This is a genomic window from Methanobrevibacter sp. (assembly GCF_030539875.1).
Lineage (GTDB): Archaea > Methanobacteriota > Methanobacteria > Methanobacteriales > Methanobacteriaceae > Methanocatella.
In genome coordinates this window covers 1-26,395 of record NZ_JAUNXI010000024.1, presented here as the reverse complement: position 1 = coordinate 26,395, position 26,395 = coordinate 1, and the positions used below count along the sequence as shown (strand labels likewise).

Sequence of the window (26,395 nt, the reverse complement as noted above, 5' to 3'; positions counted from 1 at the left end):
ACAATATTTTAATTAAAAATCAACTGGTCTGCCAAAAACTAATTTTGGCGGACACCCTAAAATTAAAAAAAATTTAAGCCCAATTCAAATCAGTTACATTGTAATAGAATGCATTAGGTTCAGCATCTAATTTTGTAGTAAAATTTAAATTAAATGTTCCGTTTATGGTTTTGTTAATATTACTTGATTCAATACCAACTATTTTTCCATGATTATAAAATAAAAGATCAATACTTATATTTTCATAGTCTTGATTATCGACAGATTTAATGTTTTGATAAAATTTAAATTCGTGTGAACTATCATTCCAATCTGTTATAGGTTTATTTGAATAATCAAATAAGTCTGTGTATTGTGTAATATCCTCTGGTGCATAAAAATCAAAGTAGGGTATAACATTTAATCCAGCTGCAATTAAGACAATAATTACTATTGCAACACATGCAATTAATATTTTATTCATTTTTTATCCTCCGTTTAGATGAAAAAAATACTAAAATTTAAGCCCAATTCAAATCAGTTACATTGTAATAGAATTCATCTGGTTCAGCATCTAATTTTGTAGTAAAATCCAAATCAAAAGCACCATTTTCGATTTCATTAATATCATTCGATTCAATACCCATTAGTTTACCATCTTTATAAAATATAATATCAATACTAATATTTTTCAAGTCCTGCTTATTAAAACTTGTAATCTTTTGATGGAATCTATACTCATGAGCATTTTCATTCCAATTTGTAATAGGTTCACTTGAATAATCAAATAAAACTGTATCTTCAGTAACATCCGGAATGTTAAGTTGATAGTATGGCATGAAATAATATCCAACAGCTACTAAAATAACAATTACAACAACAATAGATACAATTAATATCTTCTTCATTATATCTCCTCATTATATTTAAGTTCTTTTAAAATTAATTTATAGTATCCATAAATCTTATCTTGATTTTTTAGTAATTTTTCTACGAGTTAAAGAATCATCTGAATATGTATAAGTTTTATAGATAGGTATTCTTTCAGTATGCCATCCTAATACATGATAATATCCATAAGCCCACTCCCATTTAAGTAAGCTTACACCTCTTACATCTGCCTTAAACTGAATATGCCATCCTTTTTTTAAATATATCCCATATTTTCGAACTTTTTTATATCCTACTAGTTTTTTAACAATTCTTTTTCCTACAATTTTAGAACTTTCATCATCATTTAAGATAGTAATATTCTTATATTTGAGTTCATTTATAATACTTTCATTTTTATTATTTAATATAATTATGGAATTCCCTGTAAAATACTCCATAAATTCATCTATTGACATCTTAATGTTTCCATCATTAGGATCTGCTAAAAATACATATCCTTCTTTGATATATTTAAAAACACTCCAATGATTGTTTCCATTCATATCCATATGTACGATATAATTTTCATTAAGTTGTGAAAGATTCATTTTAGTAGCAAATGCTTCAAATCCATAATGTCGGGATGCTTCAATTAAAGATAACATACTAGTTCCATTTTCTTCAGTAGTATCAGCAAATTTAGAAACATCATTTAAAGTAAGATTTAACCCAAATGTATTAAGAACAGTTGCAAGGGAAGCAGGTCCACAACTGTAACTATCATTAGACATTACAATTCCAGTAGTATTTTTAATTTCTTCTTCATTATCCATTACATCATATTCATCATCTAAACAGTCTTCCTTTTCTTCTATTCCATTTAAATATTTATCACATGAATTATAATCTTTTGAAGAATTATCATAAAAGTCAACAAACTTTCCATATTTAAAATCATTATTTTCACTTATTAAATTATCATACATTTCCATTTGAGAATTAGAATTATACTTAACAATAATGTCATCGGAAATAGAATCATTTGATTTAAATGAATCAACATCAGCTGCTGAAGATACAGATATTATTGATAATAGTAAAACTAAACTTAAAATCATCACAATTTTACTATTTCTGTTCATGTTTATTCCTCCAATTGTTTATGAATAGCACATTATCATCCATCAAACTTCTGAAGTAATTTAGTAATTAGTTCATGATATATTAAATGAATAAACATATTTTATTTAAATAAATATATAAAAGTATGTATTTTAGAAAGTATTCTAAAAATTTTATATGATTTTTCGTCTTTTTATTTATTTATATTCAAAATACATTTTTCAAGAAAAACTAACCTCAAAATTCAAAACAGAACAGCACCAAAAATTCCGTTACCACCTCACTTTTAAATAGAAAAAATTAAGGTTCCCAAATCACTTCAAAACGAATGAAATATAATAAAATAGCAATAAACAACAATATACTGATAAAAATAAAATAAATAAAAAAAAGAAGAGTTAAAAACTCTTAAAATTAAAAATAAAACTTCTAAGTTTACACAATGCCTTGTGCGTTCATAGCTTCAACTACTTTTTTAAATCCTGCAATATTTGCTCCTGCAACATAGTTTTTGTCCATGCCATATTCTGCAGCAGCTTCAGCAGTATTTGCAAAGATGTCTTCCATAATACCTTGAAGTTTTGCATCGACTTCTTCAAAGGTCCAAGATAATCTTTGTGAGTTTTGAGACATTTCCAATGCGGAAGTAGCCACACCGCCAGCGTTAGATGCCTTACCAGGTGCGAATAATACATCATTTTCCTGCAAGTATTCTGTCGCTTCAATAGTGGTCGGCATATTTGCTCCTTCAGCAACAGCAGTTACTCCGTTTTCAACTAGGATTTTAGCATCTTCCAGCAACAATTCATTTTGAGTAGCACATGGCAATGCAATGTCACATTTAATAGTCCATACTCCTTTACCTTCATGATATTCTGCACTTTCCCTGGCTTCAGCATATGCAGTTAATCTTTCACGCCTTACTTCCTTGATTTCTTTGAGCAGTTCCACATCAATTCCTTCTGAATCGTAAATCCAACCGCTTGAATCAGAACAGGATACAACATTACCCCCCAACTGCTGAGCTTTTTCGATAGCATAAATAGCCACATTACCTGCTCCTGATACAACAATAGTTTTACCTGCAATATCAATGTCATTTGCCTTTAACATTGCATTGGTGAAGTATAGTAAACCGTATCCAGTAGCTTCAGTTCTTGCAAGGGAACCTCCAAAGGTCAATCCTTTACCAGTTAATACTCCTTCATATAATCCTCTGATTCTTTTGTATTGGCCAAATAAGAAACCTACTTCACGAGCACCTACACCGATATCTCCGGCAGGAACATCAGTATCGGCACCAATGTATTTGCATAACTCAGTCATGAAACTTTGACAGAATGCCATAACTTCCCTATCAGATTTTCCTTTAGGATCAAAGTCAGACCCTCCTTTTCCCCCACCAATTGGAAGGCCGGTTAATGAGTTTTTGAAGATTTGTTCGAAACCTAAGAATTTAATAATTCCCAAATTTACAGAAGGGTGGAAACGTAATCCCCCTTTGTAAGGCCCAATAGCGCTGTTGAATTGTACACGGTATCCTGTGTTGACCTGTACCTGACCGTCGTCATCTACCCAAGGGACACGGAATTTGAATTGCCTTTCAGGATTAGACAATCTTTCAAGAAGTGCGTTTTTTCTGTATTCCTCTTCGTTTGCTTCAATTACAACCCTTAAAGATTCCATTACTTCACGTACAGCTTGATGGAATTCTGGTTCTGCAGGGTTTTGTTCAATAATAGTTTCAATTACTTCATCTACGTATGACAAAAATATTCCTCCATAAAATATATCTGGATTTATTTTTTTAATATCATTAAATTTTAAAAATTTCACCAATATTTAACAATATAGTTATTAGTATGAATGTTCTCATATTTAAATATTTTTCAATTTTTAATAAAATATTAGCAACATTATTCAAAAAATTAAATATTTATCTTAAACATATTATAATAAAATACAAAAAAAATAGTATTTTGAACATATCTTTAAAGATAAAAATTTAAAATGTCTAACTAAAATAATCAATTAATGGACAAAATCGGAAAATGATTGCCAACAAAGAAATTCCGATGAGTGAAAAAATAAAATGTGCAAAAATCCGTGACAATAAAATGAAATTTTAGAACAATAATTAGAAAAATAAAGATAAATTAAACAATATCCAATAAAATTAAAAAAGCATATTGATTTATATATAATAATTTACAATAACAGACAGTATACAGCAAAATTAAATTTGATAAGAAATCATAAGGTGAGTTAATGAGCATAGGAAAAGTAAGCAAAACACAATACAACGACTTAAAAAATAGCTACCTTGAAAAAAACAGAACATTGCATTCATTGTATATGCAGGCAAATAAGGAAAACAGCATTGACAAACAATTATTTTTCAAATTAATAAATAAGATTCGCCAAGAAGAAGGCTTAAATGAATATTATACAAAAAGAGAAAAAAAATTAAATAATATTGTAGAAAAATCGGACAAATCTCCGAATTACTACAACTAATATTCTACATAATATCTCAAAACTGCAGCAATTCCACCGAATGCTCTGAAAAGCTGCATGCCCTCTTCAGTTTCAGTAGAGATGAATTCAACATCAGTATTCATTTCTTCTGCTTTTTCAACAAACTCATCAGTTAAATCTTTAGAAGCAACTTCTTTTAAAAGTTCATTGCAATTAGGACATCTTTCTTCCATTTTATCTGCTTCAGCCTGGGTTTTAACAGTGAATTCTTTTTGGGTTCCGCAATTAGAACAATTAAAAGTTTTGCGTAAACTGGACAAATCTTCTGATAAAAGCAATGTGTCAACGGCACCCATAATTAAACTATTTCTCACCTCATTTTCACCATAGGAACATAATCCTTTATCTTTGGTTAACTCTTTTAAGAATCTTTGAACTTGCTTTTTCTCATGCATAACATCCAGATTATCAAGGATGTCTGCAGATTTATCGATAACTTCACGGATGCCCGGTTCGCCGGTATATGATGTATCGACAGTAGCTATGATTTTATCTTTAAGTTCATATTGAAGATAATCTCCCTGAATGAATTCTTCCTTGGTAAAACCAGGCCCTCCAATGATAATTCCTTTTAAATCGTCCTTTAAATCTAAAAAGTCATCATTCATATGCTCTCCGATACGTTTTTTAAACTCGTGTGCAGCAAGATCAATTACACGGTCAAACCTTCTTTGTGATTGCCCTCCAGCTTTGTGTTTACCTGGAACACCACTTGTTAAATGAGTTAAAATGTTAACTTTTTTACCTTTTAAAGTAGCCACGGTAGCTTCTTTTCTGTCAACAACTGCAAGACCATAGGTATCTCTTTCTTCGATGATTTCCTCTAAAGGCTCAACGAAAAATTCATTATTACATTTATACCAGTAGGTTGTAATTGGTTCAGGAGGTTCCAAAATGTATTTTTCCATTTTTTCAGTACCAGGACCTCCTTTAGGAATCATTCCTACAAATAAAACCAATCCGTTTTCAGGAGGCTGTTTATATAAACGTATGCTTTGTAAAATTACTTCAATTGCAGATTGCACATTTTTTTTTGTTTGTTTACTCTTAATGTTAGCACTTTGACCGAGTTCATCTCTCATGTGCTTACCCACATCACTTAATTGCTTATCTGGTGGAATGTAAACGGAAACAAGCTCTGTACCTCTGCCTCTTTTTCCTGACAATTCTTTTAAAGTTTTTTTGAATTCATATAATTCTTTTGATGATACTTCTGCCATGTTATCCCTATAAAAATTAAAATTATTAATATAATAGTATAAATTATCTTTTTTTAAATATAAATAATTAATGAAAAAATGCATCAACAAGTAAAGATTTTTTGAAATCTATCAAAAAACATAATATATAATTAAAAGAAATAAAAATGTAATGAAATGGAAAATCGGCAATGTTGAAATAGCAAATCAGGTAGTTTTAGCGCCAATGGCAGGAATATGCGACTACTCATTTAGAAGCATAATCAAATCCATGGGATGCGGATTAATTGAAACTGAAATGGTTTCTGATAAAGCAATAATGTATGAAAATTTCAAAACACAGGAAATGCTGTTTATGAAGGATGAAGAAAGGCCAATTTCACAGCAGATATTTGGTTGCGGCATAGATTCCTTTAAAGCAGCATCACAATACATCTACAAAAATATGAAACCCGACATTATCGACATAAATATGGGATGTCCTGTTAAAAAGGTAGCCATTAAATCAAAAGCCGGAAGCGCTCTTTTAAAAGAGCCTGAAAAAGCCAGAAAGATTGTTGAAACAGTTGTAGATAGTGTTCCAATACCGGTTACAGTTAAAATCAGAAGCGGATGGGATGAAAATAGCATTAATGCAGTTGAAATAGCCCAGATGGTTGAAGATGCCGGAGCTTTGGCAATTACAGTTCATCCCCGAACCAGGCATCAAAGGTATGATGTTCCCTCAGACTGGTCAATAATTAAAGATGTAAAAGATGCAGTATCAATCCCGGTTATTGGAAATGGAGATATAAGATCATGCTATGATGCTAAAAAAATGATTGATGAAACCGGCTGCGATGCAATAATGATTGGAAGGGCAACACTTGGAAACCCGTGGCTTATAAAGCAGTGCGTCGAATACTTGGATTATGGAATTGAACCTCAAAAAGTATCCGATGAGGAAAAAATAGAAATGGCAAAAAAGCACGCGGAGATTCTTCAAAAAACAAAACCTGAAAAGTTAGCGATTTCCAGAATGAGAACACACGCAGCATATTATTTAAAAGGCATGTACAGGAGTGTTGATGTAAAACCCCAATTATTTAAGACAAATTCGAAAGAAGAACTTTTTGATTTATTAGATGACTTTTATAAATCAATTAAATTATAATTATAAAACTAGTTAAAAAAATTATTAGCCTAAAGACGTTTCAATTTTAAAACAAAGGTTTATAAACTTATTATTATTAATTTATATTCAAGTGATAAATTATGGTTTTTAGAAGATGCCCTCAATGCGGTTCAACAACTGATAGCAAATACGGTTTTTGTATAAAATGCGGATATGAATTTCAAAAAATAGACCCGTCACAGCACACCTGCCCATTATGCGGATTTTCAAATCCCGATGAAGCGGATTTCTGCGTTAAGTGCGGCACGCCGATTGTTCTCAAAAACCTTGATGAAAATATCAATACCGTCGAACCTAAAATAATAATTAAAAAAGAAATTGCAGGCACCACTTCAAATGGAATGAGCAGAATGACCAAATGGCTCATAATATTCGGATACCTCTTTTCAGTTCTGGGCGGTCTTTTAGGTTTGATTATTGCAATTTATCTAATAACAAGAAAAGAACCGGACGTTAGAAAACACGGACTTATCCAGCTTGCAATATTCGGATTTTATATTTTGCTTATTGCAGTGCTTCTTGCAACTGGAGTAATCCCGATGGAAGCCTTAACCAATTATCAGCAGTTACTCACCGGAAACATGACTCTTCCTTAAAGGCAAATACATCACAATGGCTCCATCACCATTTTGATAATAATTTGGAACCACCCTATCTATCATAAAATTAAACTTGTTATAAAACGCAATAGCTTCCTTATTGTTTTCGTTTACTTCTAAAAAGATATTGTCAATGTCCAATAAGGACAAAATAGAAATGGCTTTAACAAGAAGCTTAGTTCCGGCACCTAAGTTTCTATAATATTTATCAACGGCTATTGATATGATGTGGCCATGAAATTCGTATTTGACCCAAAACATAATGTATCCTATCACATAACCGTCCTTTTCAGCTACTAAAAAACCGATACCCATTTCATATAATCGCTGAAACATATCCATTCCATAAGATTGGTCAAATGACATATTTTCTATTTCAAAAACTCTTTTTAAATCTCTTGGAACAAATTTTCGAATAATCATAACATCATTAACTATCAAAAGCAATGTATTTAATAGTTTGGATATATTAATATTTAATAAGGATATTATGTGGCAAGATTTTACAGAATATATTTTAAACGAAGCTGCTTTAAATGAGGTTACAATAGCTGAAGTAGGAATTGGAAAATTCAGCATGGTTGCATGCGAATTATCTAAAAAAGACAACATTACACTTATCAAAACCGACATTGATCCGGATGACGAAAGCGTGATTAAAGACGATATCACCAATCCTGACCTTAGTTTATATGAAGGTGTTGATATTATCTATTCAATCAGACCCCCAAGCGAACTTCAACCTTATCTGGTTGATCTTGCACAAAAGGTAAACGCCCAGTTAATTATAAAACCGTTGACTAATGAAGATTTAAATACGGGCAGAGTTAAAATGAAATTAAAGAATTACAAAAAAGCAAGTTTTTACATTATGAGGTAATTTTATGGATGAAATTCTCTCCAAATACAACACATCAATTCAGGGATTAAATAAAAGCGAAGTTCTAAAAAGACAGAAAAAATATGGTTTAAACAAACTTGATGAAAAAAAGCCGACACCGCTTATAGTCTTATTCTTATCACAGTTTGTTGACGTTTTAATCGCCCTTCTAATCATTGCTGCTGTTGCCGCCATTGTAATTGGAGATTATATTGATGCAGGAGTAATTTTACTTGCAGTATTGCTTAACACAATCATAGGATTCATTCAAGAATACCGGTCAAGAAAGGCTGTTGACAGTCTTAAAAGTTTAATGGTTAAAAAAACAGTTGTCAGAAGAGAAAACAAAATATCCGAAATAAGTGCAGATGAACTGACTATTGGAGATATTGTAATTCTTGAAGAAGGAAGCAAATCTCCTGCAGATCTGGTATTAATTGAAAGTAAAAATCTGAACTGCGATGAGTCATTTCTTACAGGAGAATCTGAAGCAGTTGTAAAAAAAACAGATGATGACGTTTATATGGATTCCAACATTACCCTGGGCCACGGTATCGGAGTTGTCAAAAACATTGGAATGGAAACTGAAATCGGAAAAATAGCCGGAATAATCCAAGAAACAGATGACGAAACACCTCTTGAGAAAAGAGTGGGAAAGCTCGGGAAAGTTCTATCACTGATTGCGATTGTTGTGTGTATAATAATCTTTGTTTTGGAACTGTTAAAAGGAATCGGCCTTGTTGAAACATTTATGACTGCAGTATCCCTTGCCGTTGCAGCAATTCCAGAAGGCCTTCCTGCGGTTTTAACATTAACCCTTGCACTTGGAATGTCTCAAATGGCATCCTCAAATGCTATTGTAAAGAGATTATTGTCAGTTGAAACATTAGGGTCATGTACAATAATCTGCAGTGATAAAACAGGAACATTAACTGAAAACAGAATGAGTGTTGTTGAGAGCTATTTGCTAAATGAGGATAAAACTCTGTTAATCTCAAAATTATGTAATAATGCAGTAATCAAAGAAGATACAGTCATTGGAGATCAGACTGACGGAGCCATTTTAAAATTTGCAGACGGTTACAGTTCATCACTTGAACGTGTTGATGAAATCCCACTTGACAGCAACCGTAAAATGATGACCACCATACATAGACTGGATAGTGAAAATGAAATCGTTTTATCAAAAGGTGCGCCAGAAATTATTCTAGATAAGTGCAATCATATAGACAAGGACGGAAGTATTGAAATAATTAATGCTGAAACAAAGGAAACCATATTGAAAAAAATTAATGAAATGAGTGAAAATGCATTAAGAGTAATCGGGTTTGCATACAAAATCAATGATGGAAAAGACATAGAGGAAAACCTGATATTTACAGGATTGCTCGGATTAATCGACCCTCCAAAAGAAAATGCAAAAGAAGCAGTAAACGAATGTATCAACGCAGGAATTGCCGTTAAAATGATTACAGGAGATCATGAAAAAACAGCAAAGGCAATTGCAAAACAGCTAGGAATACTAACAGATGGCCAAGTAATAACCGGCGAGGAATTAAGAAACATGTCAGATGAGGAATACCTTGCCGTTGCAGAAGATATTCAAGTTTATGCAAGAGTAAAGCCTGCTCAAAAAATGAGAATTGTTGAAACATTGAAAAAACTAGACAATATCGTTGCAATGACTGGAGATGGAGTAAACGACGGACCTGCACTTAAAAAAGCATCAATTGGAATTTCAATGGGAAGCGGAACAGATGTTGCTAAGGAAGCATCAGACATGATTCTGCAAGATGACGACTTCTCAACAATTGTAAAAGCAATAAGTGAAGGGCGCAAAATCTATGACAACATTAAAAGATTCGTCAAGTTCCAGGTATCAACAAATGTAGGTGCAATCCTAACAATAATCGGAACAACACTTCTTAATTTGCCTCTGCCATTTAATCCGGCACAGCTATTGTGGCTCAATATAGTGATGGACGGACCTCCAGCACAAACACTGGGTATGGAAGGTGCTGAAAAAGATACCATGACCCGTCCGCCTGAAACCGGAGACATTTTGACTAAAAAGACACTGCTTGAAATATTTGTTTTAGGATTAGTGATGGCTATTGGAACAATTGCAGTATTCAGCTGGGAAATATATTCAGGTTCCTCAATTAAAAAATCAATGACGGTTGCATTTACACTGTTTGTTGTTTATCAGCTATTCAATGCATACAATGGAAAAGCAAACTCAGATAAATCAAGCAAATACCTATATCTGGGAATTCTATTATCATTCTCACTGCAATTGCTAATCATATATATTCCGCAACTGCAAATCATATTTAGAACAACAGCACTTGACATATTGGAATGGGCAATTATAATAATTGTAGCTTCAACAATCCTGATTATTCAAAAAGTAATGAATAAAGTGATAAAATGAGAATATTGCTATTGGGCGGAACAAAGGATTCAATAAACATTATTAAATTCATTAAAAAGAATTATGACGCATATATTCTAACTACAACAACAACAGAATACGGTGCGAAATTAGCAAAGGAAGGGGGAAGTGATGATATAATAGCCCGTCCCCTTCCAAAAGATGAACTAATTGAAATTATAACAAAAAATCACTATGATATTTTAATTGATGCGACACATCCCTTTGCAGAACATATCACACAGACAAGCGCAAGCATTGCCAAAGAATTGAAACTGACTTATTTTCGCTTTGAAAGACCTGCCATCAACCTTGAAAACATAGATACATCACATGTCCATTATGTAAATTCATTTGTTGAAGCCGGAGAATTGATAGCCTGCAGATTCAATCAAAAAAATGTGTTGCATTTTGCAGGAGCCAACACCATGGAAGATGTTTTGAAAAACGCTTCAGTAGAAACATTTTATCCGAGAATATTAAAAGTGGAAAGTTCGCTTGAAAAATGCAAATCACTAGGCATTAACCCCACTCACATCATTCCCATGACCGGTGCAGCAAACGTCGAAGAAAATATGGAATTAATTGAAAAATACAATGCAGGAGTAATTATTACTAAAGAAAGCGGCAAAATCGGCGGAGTAATTGATAAAATAGAAGCTGCAAATGCAAAAAACATTGAAGTAATAATGATTCAAAGGCCGGAAATAAAAAACATAAATAAAAAAGACATGATATCCAATACCGATGAATTGGATGTTAAATTAAAAAATTTTTTAAAAAAAATAGATAGAATATAAACGCCGAGACTGGGATTTGAACCCAGGCGGAGAGACTCCACAGGATTTCAAGTCCTGCGCCTTACCAGACTAGACTATCTCGGCATATGAAAAGGAATATTTAGAAAAAACTCTAAATATCTATCCTTTAAGTTCGATTTCAATACTTACATTATCAGGAACATTAATTTTCATAACTTGTCTCATAGCACGTTCATCAGCCCCGATACCGATTAAACGTTTATGAATTCTGAGTTCCCATTTTTCCCAAGAAGCTTTACCTTCTCCGTCAGGAGATTTTCTTGTAGGTACCACTAATTTTTTAGTAGGTAATGGAATAGGACCAGATAAGTCGACACCGGTTCTTTCAGCAATTTTTTTAAGTTGATCGCAAACATATGCTAATTTTTCCGGGTCTGTTCCAGTAAGCTTAATTCTTGCTTGATTCATTTATTATCCTCCAAAAAAACAAAAAGAAAAGAAAGTAAAAAAGTTACTTTCTAATTATTGTTTACAAACTTATTTTGCTGGGGTAACATTAAGACATAATCCAGCAGCAACAGTTTGACCCATATCTCTAATAGCAAATCTACCCATTTGTGGGATTTCTTTTGCGTTTTCAAGACACATTGGTTTTGTAGGTTTAATTTTAACAATAGCTGCGTTACCAGTTTTTAAGAAGTCAGGGTTTTCTTCGTCAACAGCACCAGTAGCAGGGTTTAATTTTTTAGATAATTCTAAGAAAGTACATGCAACTTGAGAAGTGTGACAGTGGAATACAGGAGTGTATCCAACGGTAATAACACCAGGGTGTTGTAAAACAACAACTTGTGCATCGAATTCTTTAGCTACAGTAGGAGCGTTGTCAGTGTGTCCTGCTACATCTCCTCTTCTGATATCGTTTTTACCTACACCTCTTACGTTGAATCCGATGTTGTCACCAGGTTCAGCGATGTCGAATACTTCGTGGTGCATTTCGATAGATTTAACTTCTCCGGAAGCTCCAGCAGGTTCAAAGACAACGTTTTCACCTTTTTTCATTACACCAGTTTCAACTCTTCCTACAGGTACGGTTCCTACACCAGTGATGGAGTAAACATCTTGGATAGGGATCCTTAAAGGTAAGCTAGTAGGTTTTTCAGGTGGAGTTAACTTGTCTAAAGCATCCATTAAAGAGTCTCCTTTGTACCAGGAGGTGTTTTCACTAGATTCTTTAATGTTGTCACCTTCAAATGCAGATAATGGGATGAAAGGTACATCTGCTGGGTTGAATCCTACAGTTTTAATTAAGTTAGATACTTCTTCTTTTAATTCGTTGAATTTGTCTTCAGAGTAATCTACTAAATCAATTTTGTTAATAGCAACAATCAATTGATTAATACCTAAAGTTCTGGATAAGAAAACGTGTTCTTTAGTTTGTGGCATTACACCGTCGTCTGCAGCAACAACTAAAACACCAGCGTCAGCTTGGGAAGCACCGGTAATCATGTTTTTAACGAAGTCTCTGTGTCCAGGACAGTCTACAACAGTGTAGTCGTATTTTTTGGTGGAGAATTTTTGGTGAGCTAAGTCAATGGTTACTCCTCTTTCTCTTTCTTCTCCTAATTTGTCCATAACAAATCTGAATTTGTTTTCTCCGTCGTCTAATTGTTGTTCAGCGATTGCACCAGCTTTTAATAATAAGTGTCCAACTAAAGTGGATTTTCCGTGGTCAACGTGTCCAATAAATGCTAAGTTAAGATGTTCTTTTTCTTTTGCCATTATAATAACCTCTTTGTAATATTATCAAACAATATCTATAAGCTTAAATGATAGCTTAAATTTAATTTTATACTTCAACATATAAATAGATAATGTTTTTTTATAAATTTTAATAAAAAATATAAAAATTAAAAAATTTTAATTTTATAAATCTCCTAAGTAGTGGCTTGCAGGGAATGGTTCTGCAGATAAGCCTTTTCTTTGTCTGATTTCTCTTACGATTTGATTTTGCATCTCACGTGGAAGCGGTTCAAATCCGGCAATTTCAGTAGACCATAAACATCTACCTTCAGCAGCAGATCTGATGTCACCAGCGAAACCAAACATTTCAGCTACAGGCACTTTAGATTCGATTCTTGCCATGTCTCCAGTTCCCTGACCCATGTTTACAATTTGACCTCTTCTGTTTTGGATTTCACGAGTACATGAACCCATGTAATCATTAGGAGTGTCAATAACTACTTTTTGCATTGGTTCGAGTAATGCTGGTTCTGCAAGCATCATAGAACCTAAAATTGCATTTCTGATTGCAGGCAATACTTGCGCAGGTCCTCTGTGAACTGCATCTTCGTGAAGTTTTGCATCATGGAGTTTGAATTTTAATCCCATTGCAATTTCATTACCTAAAGGACCATTTTCTAATGCAGACTCGAATCCTTCAAGTAAGAGTTCTTTTACTTCATCCAAGTATTGAATACCACGGGTCATGTTAAGGAAGATACTTCTGTTGTGAACAGCCCATACTCTTCTGGCTTCTTCTTTCTCTAATCCGTATTCCATGAAGTCGTTAGCCGCTTCTTTACCTTTGACTCTACCTTCTTTAATAGCTCCGTCTTGGATAGCACTGTAGAGTTCCGGTTCAATAGGTTCAACAGTGATGTAGAATCTGTTGTGTTTGTTAGGGGATTTACCTTCAACTTGTGGAGATAATTGCCTTACAGTTTCTCTGTATACAACAATAGGTTCGGAAGTTGTAATATCCACACCTTTTTCACCGATTCTGTAACCGATAACTTCTAAGTGGAGTTCTCCCATACCGGATACTAAGTGTTCACCGGTTTCTTCGTTAATATCGATTTTAACTGTAGGGTCTTCTTTACCAACTTGCCTTAATACTTCAATTAATTTTGGTAAATCTTTAGTGTTTTTAGCTTCCACAGCAACGGTAACTACAGGTTCGGAAATGTGTTCTAATCCTTCGAACTCTTTAATCTTGTGTTCAGGGTCACATAAAGTTTCACCAGCAATAGCACCTTTTGCACCGGCCACATATACAATGTTACCAGCAGGAACCTTATCGGTGTTAACTCTTTCAGGTCCGAAATATACACCGACTTGCTGTACTCTGGATTTACCGTGAGATCCTACGAGATATACTTCAGTACCTTTTTCGATAGCTCCTCCATAAACCCTACCGGTTGCAATTTCACCTGCATGTTTATCTACAGATACATTAGTAACCATTACAGCTAAAGGTCCATCAGGAGAAGTGGAAATCATACATTCACCAGCAGGAGATTCAATGTCTCCATCCCAGATGTTAGGTACTCTGTAAATTTGAGCTTCTTTAGGGGAAGGCAAGTGTTCAACTACCATACCTAATAATACGTCAGATAAAGGTACTTTCTGTGCTAACTCTTTTTGCTTATCATTGTTACAGTATTCAATGATGTCATTGAAGTTAACTCCAGTTTCCTGCATGGTCGGTACATTAATAGCCCAGTTGTGGTATGCTGAACCGAATGCTACACTACCATCAGTGAAATCTAATGACCATTCATCTTTTTTATCTTCAGGAGCCATGTTTTTGATTAATTTATTAGCTTCCATGTAGATGTTGATGAATCTTTTTTGTAATTCTTCAGGTTCTAATTTTAACTCGTTGATTAATCTGTCAACTTTGTTAATGAATAAAACCGGTTTTACGTTTTCCTTTAAAGCTTGTCTGAATACAGTTTCGGTTTGAGGCATGATACCTTCTACAGCACAAACAACAACTACTGCACCGTCTACAGCTCTCATAGCACGAGTTACGTCCCCACCAAAGTCAACGTGACCTGGAGTATCAATTAAGTTAATTAAATATTCATCGTCTTTGTAATCGTGCACCATAGATACGTTAGCTGCATCAATAGTAATACCACGTGCTTGTTCTTGTTCATCAAAATCCAAATATCTTTGATCCCCTGCAAGTTCTTCGGAAATCATTCCTGCACCTGCAAGTAAGTTATCAGATAAAGTAGTTTTACCGTGATCGATGTGAGCACAAATACCAATGTTTCTGATTTGATCAGGTTTATACATCAATTCTTTGATTTTTGCAATCATTTTGTCTCTTCTACTCAAAATAACCACCTAAAAAACATAAATATGATTAGTGTGCTGCTTTAGCAACTCTTTCTTTCTCTTCAGCTTTTCTTAAAGCGAAACTTCTTGAATCTTCTTCAGATGCAAGAATTAATTCATCAGCTAAACATTCAGCAACAGACCTTCTGTTTTTGAATGAAGATTGTAAAGTACCTCTAGTCAAGAAACCTAATGAAAGATCCACTCTTCTTTGTGGAGAAATATCCACCGCAACCTGGTATCCAATACCACCGTATTTAATACGGGTAGTTTCTTCACGAGGAGCAGTATTTTCAACAGCCTTAACTAAAACTTGAACAGGATTTTGTTTAGTTCTTCTGTTAATGATTTCTAAAGCTTCTTTTACAATGAGATAAGCTTTGTTTTTCTTACCAGAATTAAGATGGGTTCTCATGATTTTGTTCATTAATCTTTCAACAATAGATACTTTAGATTTTGCGAATTGTCTTTTTACATGTCTACCAGAAGTATGTGGAACTAAAGTTTCATCTAAGCAGATATATTTTACTAAACCTAAGTCCTCAACTTTTACTTCATCGAGATCCCATTTATCAAATAATTTACTCATAAACATAACCACCTTATCTTACAGGTTTTTCTATTTTTCCACTTACCATTTCTGATAAAGCTACATTATTTACTTTGGAAACTTTCCAACGAACTCCAGGAATATCTCCCATAGATCTTCCGGATGGTCCACCGATTCCTTCAATCATCACTTCATCGTGTTCATCAATAAAACCAATAGCTCCGTCACCTGGTGCGAAAGCAGTTAATTGTTTACCGTTTTTAATTAATTGAACACGTACACATTTACGAATAGCAGAGTTAGGTTGTTTTGCTTCTATCCCTACTTTCTCGATTACAATACCTCTAGCTTGAGGAGCTCCTTCAAGAGGATCTGCTTTAACATCTAATCTTAAAGCTCTTCTTTTGTAATCTACATCTTTCCACTTAAAATTTTGTCTGTTTTTTTTAAGTTTTTTTGCAGCAAAAAGTCCTGGCATATTTTTTTCCTCGAATTTTATGTTAAAAACATATCTAAGAATCCACCGCTGCGATTTATACTATAATCTAATAGTACAATCTAAATTCTAAGATATAAATCAGTAATAATAATATATAGATAAAATAGTTTATCTAAAAAGAAGATATCTTGAAATAATATTAAAAACATGACAAAAAGCACACATAGTCAAGTAATAACTAGTACAGATATCTTATAATAATATATGAATATTAACCTTTATAAAGGTATGTATTTAATATGTTTAAAAATAACAAAAAAAGTTTCATAAAAAAAATGAATTAAAAAATAGCTCGAAAGCTATTTTAAAATAATATTATCAATATTGTGTTGTCTATTAGCTAATAATTTAGCTCTTTCAATATTAATTCCGTTTTTACCGATAGCAATACGTTTATTGGTATTGTCTGCTGTGACAATAGCTACTTTTTCACCTGTCTGTTTTTGACTGATTTTAACAGATTGTACTTTCGCAGGGGATAAAGCATTTTTGATAAATTGTATTGGATCATCGTCTAATTCAATGATTTCAACACCCTTATCTACTGCTCTTTGAACTTTAGATACGGAACTGCCACCTTTACCAATAGCAAGTCCCATGTCACCATTTTTAACAACAAAGGTGACTTTACCATGTTCATCATCGATAATGCAATCTTTAACCATTGCTCCAGTCATATTTTCGAAAAGAGCTATGTATCTAATCTCATTTGCACTAAGTTTAATAGACACTTAAATCTACCTCAAATCGTCTAATATTGTAGAATCTCCTGGATCGTTAATGATTAATGTAGCAACAGTAAACGGTTTACCACAAACAGAACCTAAATCTACACTAGTTCCATCATATACAATGAATGGAATTTCTGAAAGATTTGAATAATATTCAACATCTTCAAGAATGTCATTAGGAGCATTAGCTGCAACAACAACAAGTTGTCCTTTTCCTAATTTTAAAGATTGAATTGATTTTTCAGAGCCTAATATTACATCACCAGTATCGACAGCTACTCTGATTCCTCTATCTACGTCCATCATCTAGCCTCCTATTCTTTTTTATAATCCATTTTGACACCGACAGATCCGGTACCAAGAGGTATTGGTTGTCCAATAATAATATTTTCGATGATACCTGTTAAATCATCTACTTCACCGCGAATACTTGCGTTAAGTAAATGTTTACCAGTTTCTTCAAAAGCTGCACGAGCTAAAACACTTGATTTTTCACCACTAATACCATGTCTTCCAATAGATTTAACAACACCTTCGGAAGTCATAATATCTGCAACCAACATAATATGTCTCGCATCAACACTAAGACCTTGTTCTGAAAGGGTATTTTGAGCCTCGTTAATAATAGATTGACGAGCTGCTTCAATACCTAGAACTTCACCTATTTCGTGAATATTATTAGTAGTGGTTCTTACCTGGTCAATACCTTCCATACTGAGAACATCTTTAAGGTTTGACCCTTCGGTGTGGATAATCCATTCCTCATCACGACGAATAATAACCCTTCCAATGTTTTTGATACCACTAATTTGCAAATCACGGAATTTGTCTGCTAAGAGACGAAGTTCACGAATGACAAATCCAGACTCGACCTTATTGTTTGGAATAACAACATGATTACCATTAATTGAAGCTTTTTTAAATGCCTTTGCAATTTTGTTATTAATCTCTTCTCTATCAAGTCTTTTTTCCAAAATCTTCTTTTCATCTAAGACAGCTTCAACTTCCATGGTTCCATAGTTTAAATTGAAATCTGAAAGAATATCATTGATAGTACTTTTACCAATTTTATTAGCTAAAGTTCTAACAAATTCTTCATCATTACGTTTGTCTTCAGTAAAGTAAATATCCATTGTTGGAGTTTTGATTTTTTCTCTTGCATCAACAATTTCAATGAGTCTTGGAAGACCTAATGTTACGTTTAACTCAGTTACCCCTGCATAGTGAAAAGTACGCATAGTCATCTGTGTACCAGGTTCACCTACAGATTGCGCAGCAACTGTTCCAATAGCCTCTCCAGCTTCAACGTGAGCTCGGTCATAGGCCTGTTTAAGCTTAATAATAAGTTTGCGTAATTCATCATCAGTTAATTCTTTACTGATATAATGTTTAGCTAAATCGTCGATATAACTATCCGGAAAATTAATGTCGAGATTTTCATTTTCATTAATCTCAGCAATCATATCAATAATTTTAGTTATAAGTTCATCCATAGTTACACCTATTTACCTTCCATTCTAATCTCATCAATAAGTTTATCTAAGTTTGCAGGTTTACCGAAGTCAGATTTTGCAGGATCCACTCCATCTTCACCAAACATTGTTTGGATAACATTGCCCTGGTTATTGGTAACAAGTCCAGAGGATTTAACTTGTAAATCCTGTAAAGCGTTAACAAGTCTTCTTTGCATGTAACCTGACTGTGCGGTACGAATCGCAGTATCTACAAGACCTTCTCTTCCACCCATAGCGTGGAAAAAGAATTCAATTGGATCAAGTCCGGATTTATAACTTGAGTGAACAAAACCTTTTGCTTTTGCCCCTAACTCACCTTTTTTAAAGTGAGGCAATGTTCTGTTAATGTATCCTCTTTCGATACGTCCACCCCTAACTGCTTGCTGTCCTACACAAGCAGTAATCTGAGTAAGGTTCAACATGGATGCTCTTGCACCAGTACGAGCCATGACTACAGAGTGGTTTTCAACAGCCATTACATGATCATAAGAATCATCGAGGGATTGTTTACCCATGTTAAGATAATGTTCTGCAATTCGCCCGGACATATCCCTTGCTTCCCCAAGAACTTGCATAATTCTCATTTCCAAAGTTTCTGCAAGACTTCTACCCGGTAAAGCTTCAAGATAACCTTCTTCATAAGCTTCAACAAGTTTATCTACTTCTGCCATCTTATTGTTCAAGTGTTCATTAATACGGTCCTGAGCTTCTTCAGGAATTTCTTCATCATTTAAACTGGTAGTAATACCTGTTTTCATAATTCCACAAATAGCCAAGTCAGTGGAACGGTCTAAGAATTCTTTAGCTCTTCCGGGACCGTATTCCTTAACGATTTTATCTAAAATCTTACCTGAGAAAGATCCGTATGCACTTTCATCAATTACACCCTGTACAAGAATACCGTTTTTAATAACCACATCAGCATCTTCAGGAGGGTAAACAATAGGACATTTAGAAATCTCAGCATTATAAGATAAGTTTAAATCATTTGGTAATAATAAAGAGAACAATTCTTTACCAGTCCAATTTTCCCCTTTATCTTTGTAAATAAAAGATTCTTCACTAGCATTCTCATCATATTTTAAAATCCACTGATTTGATTTGAATTCAGGGATTTTAAGGTGGGATTTTCTGATGATTTGTAATGCTTGTTCTTCAGTAAATTCAACACCGTCTCTGGTTAAGAGATATGCTCCGGAAATGTGGTCGTGAATTGCACCGATAATAGGTCCACCAAACCTTGGAGATAAAATATGTTCCTGAACACGCATTAAAGATTTTGCTTCTGCACGGGATTCATCAGTTTGGAAAACATGCATGTTCATTTCATCCCCATCGAAATCCGCATTGTACGGAGGACATACGCATAAGTTTAATCTGAAAGTTTTGTAAGGTAAAACTCTTACTTCATGAGCCATCATACTCATTCTGTGAAGAGAAGGTTGACGATTGAATAAAACCATGTCCCCATCTTTTAAATGTCTTTCAATGACAAAACCAGGTTCTAACTGCTCAAGAATAATATCCTTATTATCATCAGTAACCTTTCTTTTTGTATCTCCGTTGACTACATAGTTTGCACCCGGATGGACATTAGGACCGTTTTGAATGTAGGTTTTCATTTCCTCAATGTTCCAGTCATTTACATAAACAGGCACAGTGACTTCTTTTGCAATCATTTCAGGAACACCAACTTCATTAATACTGATGTTAGGGTCTGGAGATATTACAGTACGGGCTGAGAAATTAACCCTTTTACCTGAAAGGTTAGAACGGAACCTTCCTTCTTTACCTTTTAATCTTTGTGTTAATGTTTTAAGTGGCCTGCCTGACCTGTGTCTTGCAGGTGGGACACCACTAGCTTCATTATCAAAGTAAGTGGTTACATGATATTGTAATAATTCCCATAAATCCTCAACGATTAATTGTGGAGCTCCAGCTTCCATATTTTCAAGTAAACGTTGATTAATACGTAAAATATCAACTAATTTGTGAGTTAAATCGTCTTCTGATCTCTCACCAGTGTCTAAAATAATAGATGGCCTTACAGTTACAGGAGGAACTGGAAGAACTGTTAAAACCAACCATTCAGGTCTTGCAACTTTCGGATCAACACCTAAAACAAATGAATCTTCATCAATAATTTTTTCAAGTCTTTCACGAACTTCAGAAGCGGTTAATTTATAATCTTCAACTAAATTATTATTATCGATAATTTCTTTGAAAATATTGTTTACTTGAGTATTGGTTAGTTCGAAAGATTCGTCAATATCCTCTTCCAAATCAAGGATATCGATGACGTATTCCACATTATTTACCTGTTCACAGAATCGTTCAATAAGATTGCTGTTAATCAATAATTTATTTTGGAAATAATCTTCTTTATTTTCAGTAATGTGATTTGCAGTAGCACCTAACTCCCTGATGGTGAAAGCTTCACTGGATGCTGCTTCATAAAATGCTTTTTTAAAGTCGTGAAGCGGATTGATACGTTGAACAATAGACACTGGTTTGTCAAGAATAATCCTATCCTGAATAGTTCCACAGTAAGGACAAACTTCACCGTCTTTCTTATTTGCCACATCATAGATTTCTTTGAGAATTGAACTTAAACTTTCATTTTGAGCTTTAAGTTCTAAGATTTTATTAGTGTAATCGTTGATTTCCTCTTCGGTTAAAAGAGCACGACCACATTCATTACATGTTGAACGTAAAATCTTATGAATAACATCCCCGAAACCAACATGAATAACAGGTCTGGCCAATTCAATACTACCAAAGTGTCCTTGACAAACTCCTCCTTTAGAACCACAAGTCCTACAAACTAAACTAGGATCAATAATACCTAAATGAGGATCCATCAATCCTTTATCAATAGGAAAACCGTCATCACCATAAGTATCAGGGTACTCCACAGTAACAACAGACATCTTACGAATATCTTCAGGAGACATTAAACCAAAATTAATTTTTTCAATTTTTTTAATAAATGCTTTCATGTATTAACTCCTTCAATAAATTTAATTATGCTTTGTCTCCTAAACCTAATTTAGGGAAAATACATAAACTTTTAAGTTCATCTAATAATAATTTAAATGCATATGAAATTTCAACTGGATATGTTTCCACATCTCCGCATAATGGACAGTATTTCTTATGTTTGATTTTATCTTCAACTGCTAACATACCACAATTTTCACAGACAATAGCTTCATATTTGTCAGATTCATCTAACAATCTTTCTTTTAAAGTTAATGCAGCACCGTGTGCAATAAGACAATCCCTTTCCATTTCTCCGAATCTTAAACCACCTTCACGTGCTCTACCTTCAGTAGGCTGGCGAGTGAGAACTTGGACAGGACCTCTGGAACGTGCATAAACTTTATCAGTAGTCATGTGGTGTAATTTTTGGTAATATGCAACACCAACGAAAATTTCAGCATCTAATCTTTCACCAGTTACCCCACTGTATAATGATTCACATCCTGCAGATTCAAATCCGTTATCGAGGAGCAATTGTTGTATTTCATCTTCAAGAGTTTGGTTAAATGGAGTTGCATCAACTCTTTCACCTTCAAGACAACCTGCTTTACCTGCAACCATCTCAAGCACTTGTCCGATAGACATCCTTGATGGAATAGCGTGAGGATTAACTATTAAATCCGGTACAACACCGAATTCGGTAAATGGAACATCTTCCGGAGATAAAATTAAACCAATAACCCCTTTTTGACCGTGTCTTGATGCGAATTTATCACCAAATTCAGGTTGTCTTGTGTCCCTTACTCTGATTTTAGCTAATTTTGAACCTTCAACAGTTTCAGATAAAAGAACAGCATCAACAATACCTTTTTCACCGTGTCTTACAGTAACTGAAGTTTCCCTTCTCCTATCTGCACTACCGATGTTTTCTTCCAAGAATCTAGGAGGTGAAGTTTTACCAATCAGCACATCCCCAGATTTTACAACAGATTCAGGGTTTACAACACCGTCTTCATCCAAGTTTCTATAAGATTCTTCTGATCTGTAACCTTTAATGTTTTTATCAGGCACTTCAAATGTGTCAACTTGTCCACCAGCATATTTCTTTTCTGAAGTGTCATATGCTCTGAAAAATGAAGACCTTGCCAGACCTCTTTCCAAAGCCGCTTTGTTAATAACCATTGCGTCTTCCATATTATATCCTTCGTAAGACATCAATGCAACAATAAAGTTTTGACCGGATGGTCTTAAATCATAATTGGTTGAATCAATAATACGTGTTTTAACGATTGGAGTTTGCGGATGATGTAATAAGTGTGCTCTAGTGTCAGTACGTAATGCATAGTTAGATACATATAATCCTAAAGCCTGTTTTGTCATACCCGCTTCCATTGTGTTCCTTGGAGAGGAGTTGTGATCAGAGAATGGAATAATTCCTGCACAAATACCTAGCATTGTAGCAGGGTCTATTTCTAAATGAGTGTGTTCATCATTTAAATCGGCTAAATTCATTGCAATGTAGGAATTTTCTTCTTCTTCAGCATCTAAGTATTCAATAAGGCCTTCCTTCATTAAGTCATCCCATTTTAATTTGCCGTTAGCTACTTTATTTAAATGGTCTTCAGTTAAAAGAGGTTCACCATCTTTAACAATAATTAATGGTCTTCTTGCCCTACCAGGGTCATTGAAAATATATATCTCATCATTGCTTTCATAATAGGTAATGTTCATTTCATGAGAAACTTTGCCTTTTCTTCTTTTTTCTCTCATTTCCTGAGTAAAAGCAATAGGGTCTTCACAATAACCTAAAAGTGCACCATTAATATAGATTTTAGTGTGATGGAGCTGTTTTCCTGCAGGTTCAGGAGTTTCATCAATAATTGCAACATCATCACTATCTTCAACTTCCTCAACTGATTCGATATCTTCATCAACAATATCTTCAACAGCTTCAATTTCAGAATCTTCATCATTATCTTCGACGGTTTCCTGAGAAATAGCACTTTCAATTAAATCCACTAATTCAGGGAAATCTTTTTTATAGGATTTCCATTTAGCTCTACGTTTATCTTTAGTAAATGATTCGGATATGCCATCATCTGCTTTAAGATTATTGTTATCAAAATAAGATTCGATCAACTCTTCCTGTTCATTAATTTTGTATAATGAATCTTCATCAACATTTTCTTTTAATGCATCAATAACGGCTTTAACCTCTTTATAAGTAGCAAATCTTTCAAAGCCGAAATAGAAAAGCGCCTTTTTCTCATCAGTACTAATATTTTTATAATTTTCAGACAACATCACACCTCCCTAAATTAAATCAACATCCATTTGTCCAATAACATCAATAATTTCTTGTTCATCAGAACCTTCAGAAATATTACATAATAAAGCCAGGTTCTTTACCAAACCACAGTTAGGTCCTTCCGGAGTTTCGTTTGGACATATTTTACCGAACTGGGTCGGGTGCAAATCTCTTGCTTCAAAGTGAGGTTGACTTCTAGTTAAAGGAGATACAACACGTCTTAAATGAGAAAGAGTTCCCATATAACTTGTTCTATCTAATAATTGGCTTACACCAGCTCTTCCACCAACCCAATTTCCTGTAGCAATAGCGTGCTTAATGTTTTCAGTTAAAACATCACTACGAACAGCCTGTTTAATGGAAAGATCTTTACCACGGGACAGGGTTCTTTCAAGTTGATAACTCATATCTCTGGTTAAATTAGTGAAAGCTACTCTGAATAAGTCTTCCATTAAGTCACCAGATACTCTTAATCTTTTGTTGGTGTAATGGTCCTTATCGTGAGGTTCTCTTTTTTCTTCGATGACTTCCAATAACATTTCAGTCATTTCAGCTAAGTAAATAGCTTTATCATAACATTTTTCCTCTTCGATACCCATGTGAGGTAATAGATAACGATTAATAACATCCTTAGCACGTTTATAACGATAGTCCTTAGGCATGTTTTTAGCAACCCTATTACCAATGTATTTAATAGCAGCATCCTGCAAATGTTGTCTTACTTCATCTTTTGTGCCGTTTTGGATAACAGAATTGTCAATGAATTTATTTAATTCCTCTGCGGAAACCTGAATATCGTCTGCAATCATCATCTGGAAGTTATTATCATCTGAAATAGCAGTGATTATTTCCTGATCGGTAGATAATCCAAGTGCTCTTAATAAGATTACCAATGGAATTTCACCCGGAAGATACGGGAAAGAAATTCTTAAAAATGCTTTATTTTTACGTGGTTTCTTATATTCTAAAGCAATTCTGGCTCTAAAACCACTTTTGATTGAAGTGACAACGGCTTTAGCGTGTCTTTCTTCAACAGCACCTAAACGTTCAAGAATAATTTTATTCGGTGCGATTTCTTCCATAGTAACAACAGCCCTTTCAGAACCGTTTACAATGAAATATCCTCCTAAATCTTGAGGGTCTTCGTGTTTTTCAATTAATTCTTCTTCACTTAAACCATTAAGATGGCAAATATCAGATTTAAGCATAACCGGCAATTCACCAATATATACTTCTTCTAAGGGATTATCTTCTCCTTCTTCATTCAATGCCATTTCAAGATACATATCTGCAGAATAGTTTAAATTTCTAAGTCTGGCTTCGGTAGGGTCAATTACACTTCTAGAACCATCAGCTTCTTTGTTAGATGGTTTTTCAATACGTATTTTCCCAGTTTTTAAAGTATACTTACCATCATCTAAAGAAATAGGCTCAGTAATATCAATAATATTCTGAATCCTATTATTTACAAAATCATTGTAGGATTTTATATGATGGTCCACCAAATCATATTTATCGAAAAATGCATCAACTAATTTCCAATTATTTACTGTCATGAACATCCTCCAATTACATAAAACGCAATAAAAATAATAAACTAAATAAAAATAAGGAAAGACCTAATAACTAACTCATTTAATCATTATTCTTAATTTACTCCTAACTATCTCATTTAAGATAATTCCTCTCAAACTAAGTTCAAATTTATTATAATGAATTTCCAAAAAAAAAAACAAAATATAGAAATTAAATATATAAACTTCACTAATTCTAATTTATATTATGGTTCAACAATCCTATATGTAACAAAAACACCTGCAGTTTGACTTTCACGAGTTATTCTTAAAATATCTCCTGGAGTTGCACCAATAGATTTTGCAACGGAATCATCTGCTTTAATTTTAGGAAGATCCTTAAAATCGTAATCAACATCACTAAATTCTTTTGAAATTTCTTCTTCAGTCATGATTTCATGCTTTGGTACGAGCATATGTTTTTGAATATCAAATTCAACTGTCAAAATATTTTCCTCCAAATAGAAAAGTTAAAATGTAAAAATTAGAAACAGGCCTGACGGGAATTGAACCCGCGGCCGCTTGGTTAAAAGCCAAGCGCTCTGCCAGACTG

24 protein-coding genes and 1 tRNA gene are annotated in these 26,395 nt (G+C 33.7%); 6 read left to right on the top strand and 19 right to left on the bottom strand.

The annotated features are described in order from the left end of the window. Nucleotides 1–73: 73 nt before the first annotated feature. From Q4Q16_RS08540 to gdhA, 4 genes are all read right to left on the bottom strand, one after another. A complete protein-coding gene (locus Q4Q16_RS08540; protein WP_303347304.1) occupies nt 74–463 on the bottom strand; it encodes a hypothetical protein in 390 nt (129 codons plus the stop codon). Between the two features lie 37 nt (nt 464–500). Further along, nucleotides 501–887: a hypothetical protein gene (locus Q4Q16_RS08535; RefSeq protein ID WP_303347303.1), complete on the bottom strand. Its 387-nt coding sequence runs from the start codon at nt 885–887 to the stop codon at nt 501–503. 57 nt (nt 888–944) lie between these two features. After that, nucleotides 945–1,994 carry a C39 family peptidase gene (locus tag Q4Q16_RS08530; protein ID WP_303347302.1) on the bottom strand — a complete coding sequence of 350 codons (1,050 nt, stop codon included), beginning with the start codon at nt 1,992–1,994 and terminating at the stop codon, nt 945–947. A 415-nt stretch (nt 1,995–2,409) separates the two neighbouring features. Further along, nucleotides 2,410–3,744 carry an NADP-specific glutamate dehydrogenase gene (gdhA, locus tag Q4Q16_RS08525; RefSeq protein ID WP_303347301.1) on the bottom strand — a complete coding sequence of 445 codons (1,335 nt, stop codon included), beginning with the start codon at nt 3,742–3,744 and terminating at the stop codon, nt 2,410–2,412. A gap of 498 nt (nt 3,745–4,242) precedes the next feature. On the opposite strand from gdhA, the gene Q4Q16_RS08520 reads away from it, so the two are divergent. Then, a complete protein-coding gene (locus Q4Q16_RS08520) occupies nt 4,243–4,491 on the top strand; it encodes a hypothetical protein (RefSeq protein WP_303347300.1) in 249 nt (82 codons plus the stop codon). On the opposite strand, the gene prf1 is transcribed toward Q4Q16_RS08520, so the two are convergent. Next, nucleotides 4,488–5,732 (bottom strand): peptide chain release factor aRF-1, encoded by a 1,245-nt coding sequence (gene prf1 / locus Q4Q16_RS08515; protein ID WP_303347299.1) that lies wholly within the window; start codon nt 5,730–5,732, stop codon nt 4,488–4,490. The two genes, Q4Q16_RS08520 and prf1, sit on opposite strands and share 4 nt — an antisense overlap. 151 nt (nt 5,733–5,883) lie before the next feature. On the opposite strand from prf1, the gene dusB reads away from it, so the two are divergent. Together dusB and Q4Q16_RS08505 are read left to right on the top strand one after the other, a co-directional pair. Further along, complete coding sequence (gene dusB / locus Q4Q16_RS08510) at nt 5,884–6,864, top strand: tRNA dihydrouridine synthase DusB (protein ID WP_303347298.1); 981 nt, start codon at nt 5,884–5,886, stop codon at nt 6,862–6,864. A 101-nt stretch (nt 6,865–6,965) separates the two neighbouring features. Then, nucleotides 6,966–7,481 carry a zinc ribbon domain-containing protein gene (locus tag Q4Q16_RS08505; RefSeq protein ID WP_303347297.1) on the top strand — a complete coding sequence of 172 codons (516 nt, stop codon included), beginning with the start codon at nt 6,966–6,968 and terminating at the stop codon, nt 7,479–7,481. Here the strand turns inward: Q4Q16_RS08505 and rimI are convergent. Further along, nucleotides 7,452–7,907 (bottom strand): ribosomal protein S18-alanine N-acetyltransferase, encoded by a 456-nt coding sequence (gene rimI, locus Q4Q16_RS08500; RefSeq protein WP_303347296.1) that lies wholly within the window; start codon nt 7,905–7,907, stop codon nt 7,452–7,454. The genes Q4Q16_RS08505 and rimI overlap by 30 nt on opposite strands. Before the next feature lie 67 nt (nt 7,908–7,974). On the opposite strand from rimI, the gene Q4Q16_RS08495 reads away from it, so the two are divergent. From Q4Q16_RS08495 to cobK, 3 genes are read left to right on the top strand one after another with little or no spacing between them, the layout of a single operon-like run. Next, nucleotides 7,975–8,364, top strand: a complete 390-nt coding sequence (locus Q4Q16_RS08495; RefSeq protein ID WP_303347295.1) for a UPF0146 family protein — start codon at nt 7,975–7,977, stop codon at nt 8,362–8,364. A gap of 4 nt (nt 8,365–8,368) precedes the next feature. Continuing rightward, nucleotides 8,369–10,798: a cation-translocating P-type ATPase gene (locus Q4Q16_RS08490; protein ID WP_303347294.1), complete on the top strand. Its 2,430-nt coding sequence runs from the start codon at nt 8,369–8,371 to the stop codon at nt 10,796–10,798. Then, on the top strand, nt 10,795–11,598 hold the full coding sequence (gene cobK, locus Q4Q16_RS08485; RefSeq protein WP_303347293.1) for a precorrin-6A reductase: 804 nt from the start codon (nt 10,795–10,797) through the stop codon (nt 11,596–11,598). The genes Q4Q16_RS08490 and cobK overlap by 4 nt, the downstream gene beginning before the upstream one ends. Nucleotide 11,599: 1 nt before the next feature. On the opposite strand, the gene Q4Q16_RS08480 is transcribed toward cobK, so the two are convergent. From Q4Q16_RS08480 to Q4Q16_RS08420, 13 genes are all read right to left on the bottom strand, one after another. Beyond that, nucleotides 11,600–11,682 (bottom strand) — tRNA-Ser (locus tag Q4Q16_RS08480). Nucleotides 11,683–11,718: 36 nt separating this feature from the next. After that, nucleotides 11,719–12,027 (bottom strand): 30S ribosomal protein S10, encoded by a 309-nt coding sequence (gene rpsJ, locus Q4Q16_RS08475; protein ID WP_069575021.1) that lies wholly within the window; start codon nt 12,025–12,027, stop codon nt 11,719–11,721. Between the two features lie 69 nt (nt 12,028–12,096). Beyond that, on the bottom strand, nt 12,097–13,338 hold the full coding sequence (gene tuf / locus Q4Q16_RS08470) for a translation elongation factor EF-1 subunit alpha (RefSeq protein WP_303347292.1): 1,242 nt from the start codon (nt 13,336–13,338) through the stop codon (nt 12,097–12,099). 144 nt (nt 13,339–13,482) lie between these two features. After that, nucleotides 13,483–15,684 (bottom strand): elongation factor EF-2, encoded by a 2,202-nt coding sequence (locus Q4Q16_RS08465; protein ID WP_303347291.1) that lies wholly within the window; start codon nt 15,682–15,684, stop codon nt 13,483–13,485. A 28-nt stretch (nt 15,685–15,712) separates the two neighbouring features. Further along, the gene (locus tag Q4Q16_RS08460; RefSeq protein ID WP_303347290.1) at nt 15,713–16,273 is read right to left on the bottom strand and encodes a 30S ribosomal protein S7; all 561 of its coding nucleotides are present in this window, start codon (nt 16,271–16,273) and stop codon (nt 15,713–15,715) included. A gap of 13 nt (nt 16,274–16,286) precedes the next feature. Next, nucleotides 16,287–16,712 (bottom strand): 30S ribosomal protein S12, encoded by a 426-nt coding sequence (locus Q4Q16_RS08455; RefSeq protein ID WP_067044341.1) that lies wholly within the window; start codon nt 16,710–16,712, stop codon nt 16,287–16,289. Nucleotides 16,713–17,032: 320 nt separating this feature from the next. Beyond that, the gene (locus Q4Q16_RS08450; protein ID WP_303347289.1) at nt 17,033–17,464 is read right to left on the bottom strand and encodes a NusA-like transcription termination signal-binding factor; all 432 of its coding nucleotides are present in this window, start codon (nt 17,462–17,464) and stop codon (nt 17,033–17,035) included. A 6-nt stretch (nt 17,465–17,470) separates the two neighbouring features. Then, nucleotides 17,471–17,770 carry a 50S ribosomal protein L30e gene (locus tag Q4Q16_RS08445; protein ID WP_303347288.1) on the bottom strand — a complete coding sequence of 100 codons (300 nt, stop codon included), beginning with the start codon at nt 17,768–17,770 and terminating at the stop codon, nt 17,471–17,473. A gap of 8 nt (nt 17,771–17,778) precedes the next feature. Continuing rightward, nucleotides 17,779–18,957, bottom strand: a complete 1,179-nt coding sequence (rpoA2, locus tag Q4Q16_RS08440) for a DNA-directed RNA polymerase subunit A'' (protein WP_303347287.1) — start codon at nt 18,955–18,957, stop codon at nt 17,779–17,781. 8 nt (nt 18,958–18,965) lie between these two features. Continuing rightward, complete coding sequence (locus Q4Q16_RS08435) at nt 18,966–21,977, bottom strand: DNA-directed RNA polymerase subunit A' (protein WP_303347286.1); 3,012 nt, start codon at nt 21,975–21,977, stop codon at nt 18,966–18,968. A gap of 25 nt (nt 21,978–22,002) precedes the next feature. Beyond that, a complete protein-coding gene (rpoB, locus tag Q4Q16_RS08430) occupies nt 22,003–24,264 on the bottom strand; it encodes a DNA-directed RNA polymerase subunit B (RefSeq protein ID WP_368660223.1) in 2,262 nt (753 codons plus the stop codon). 9 nt (nt 24,265–24,273) lie between these two features. After that, complete coding sequence (locus Q4Q16_RS08425; protein ID WP_303347285.1) at nt 24,274–25,824, bottom strand: DNA-directed RNA polymerase subunit B''; 1,551 nt, start codon at nt 25,822–25,824, stop codon at nt 24,274–24,276. Nucleotides 25,825–26,048: 224 nt separating this feature from the next. Then, nucleotides 26,049–26,288: a DNA-directed RNA polymerase subunit H gene (locus tag Q4Q16_RS08420; protein ID WP_303347284.1), complete on the bottom strand. Its 240-nt coding sequence runs from the start codon at nt 26,286–26,288 to the stop codon at nt 26,049–26,051. Between the last annotated feature and the right edge of the window lie 107 nt (nt 26,289–26,395).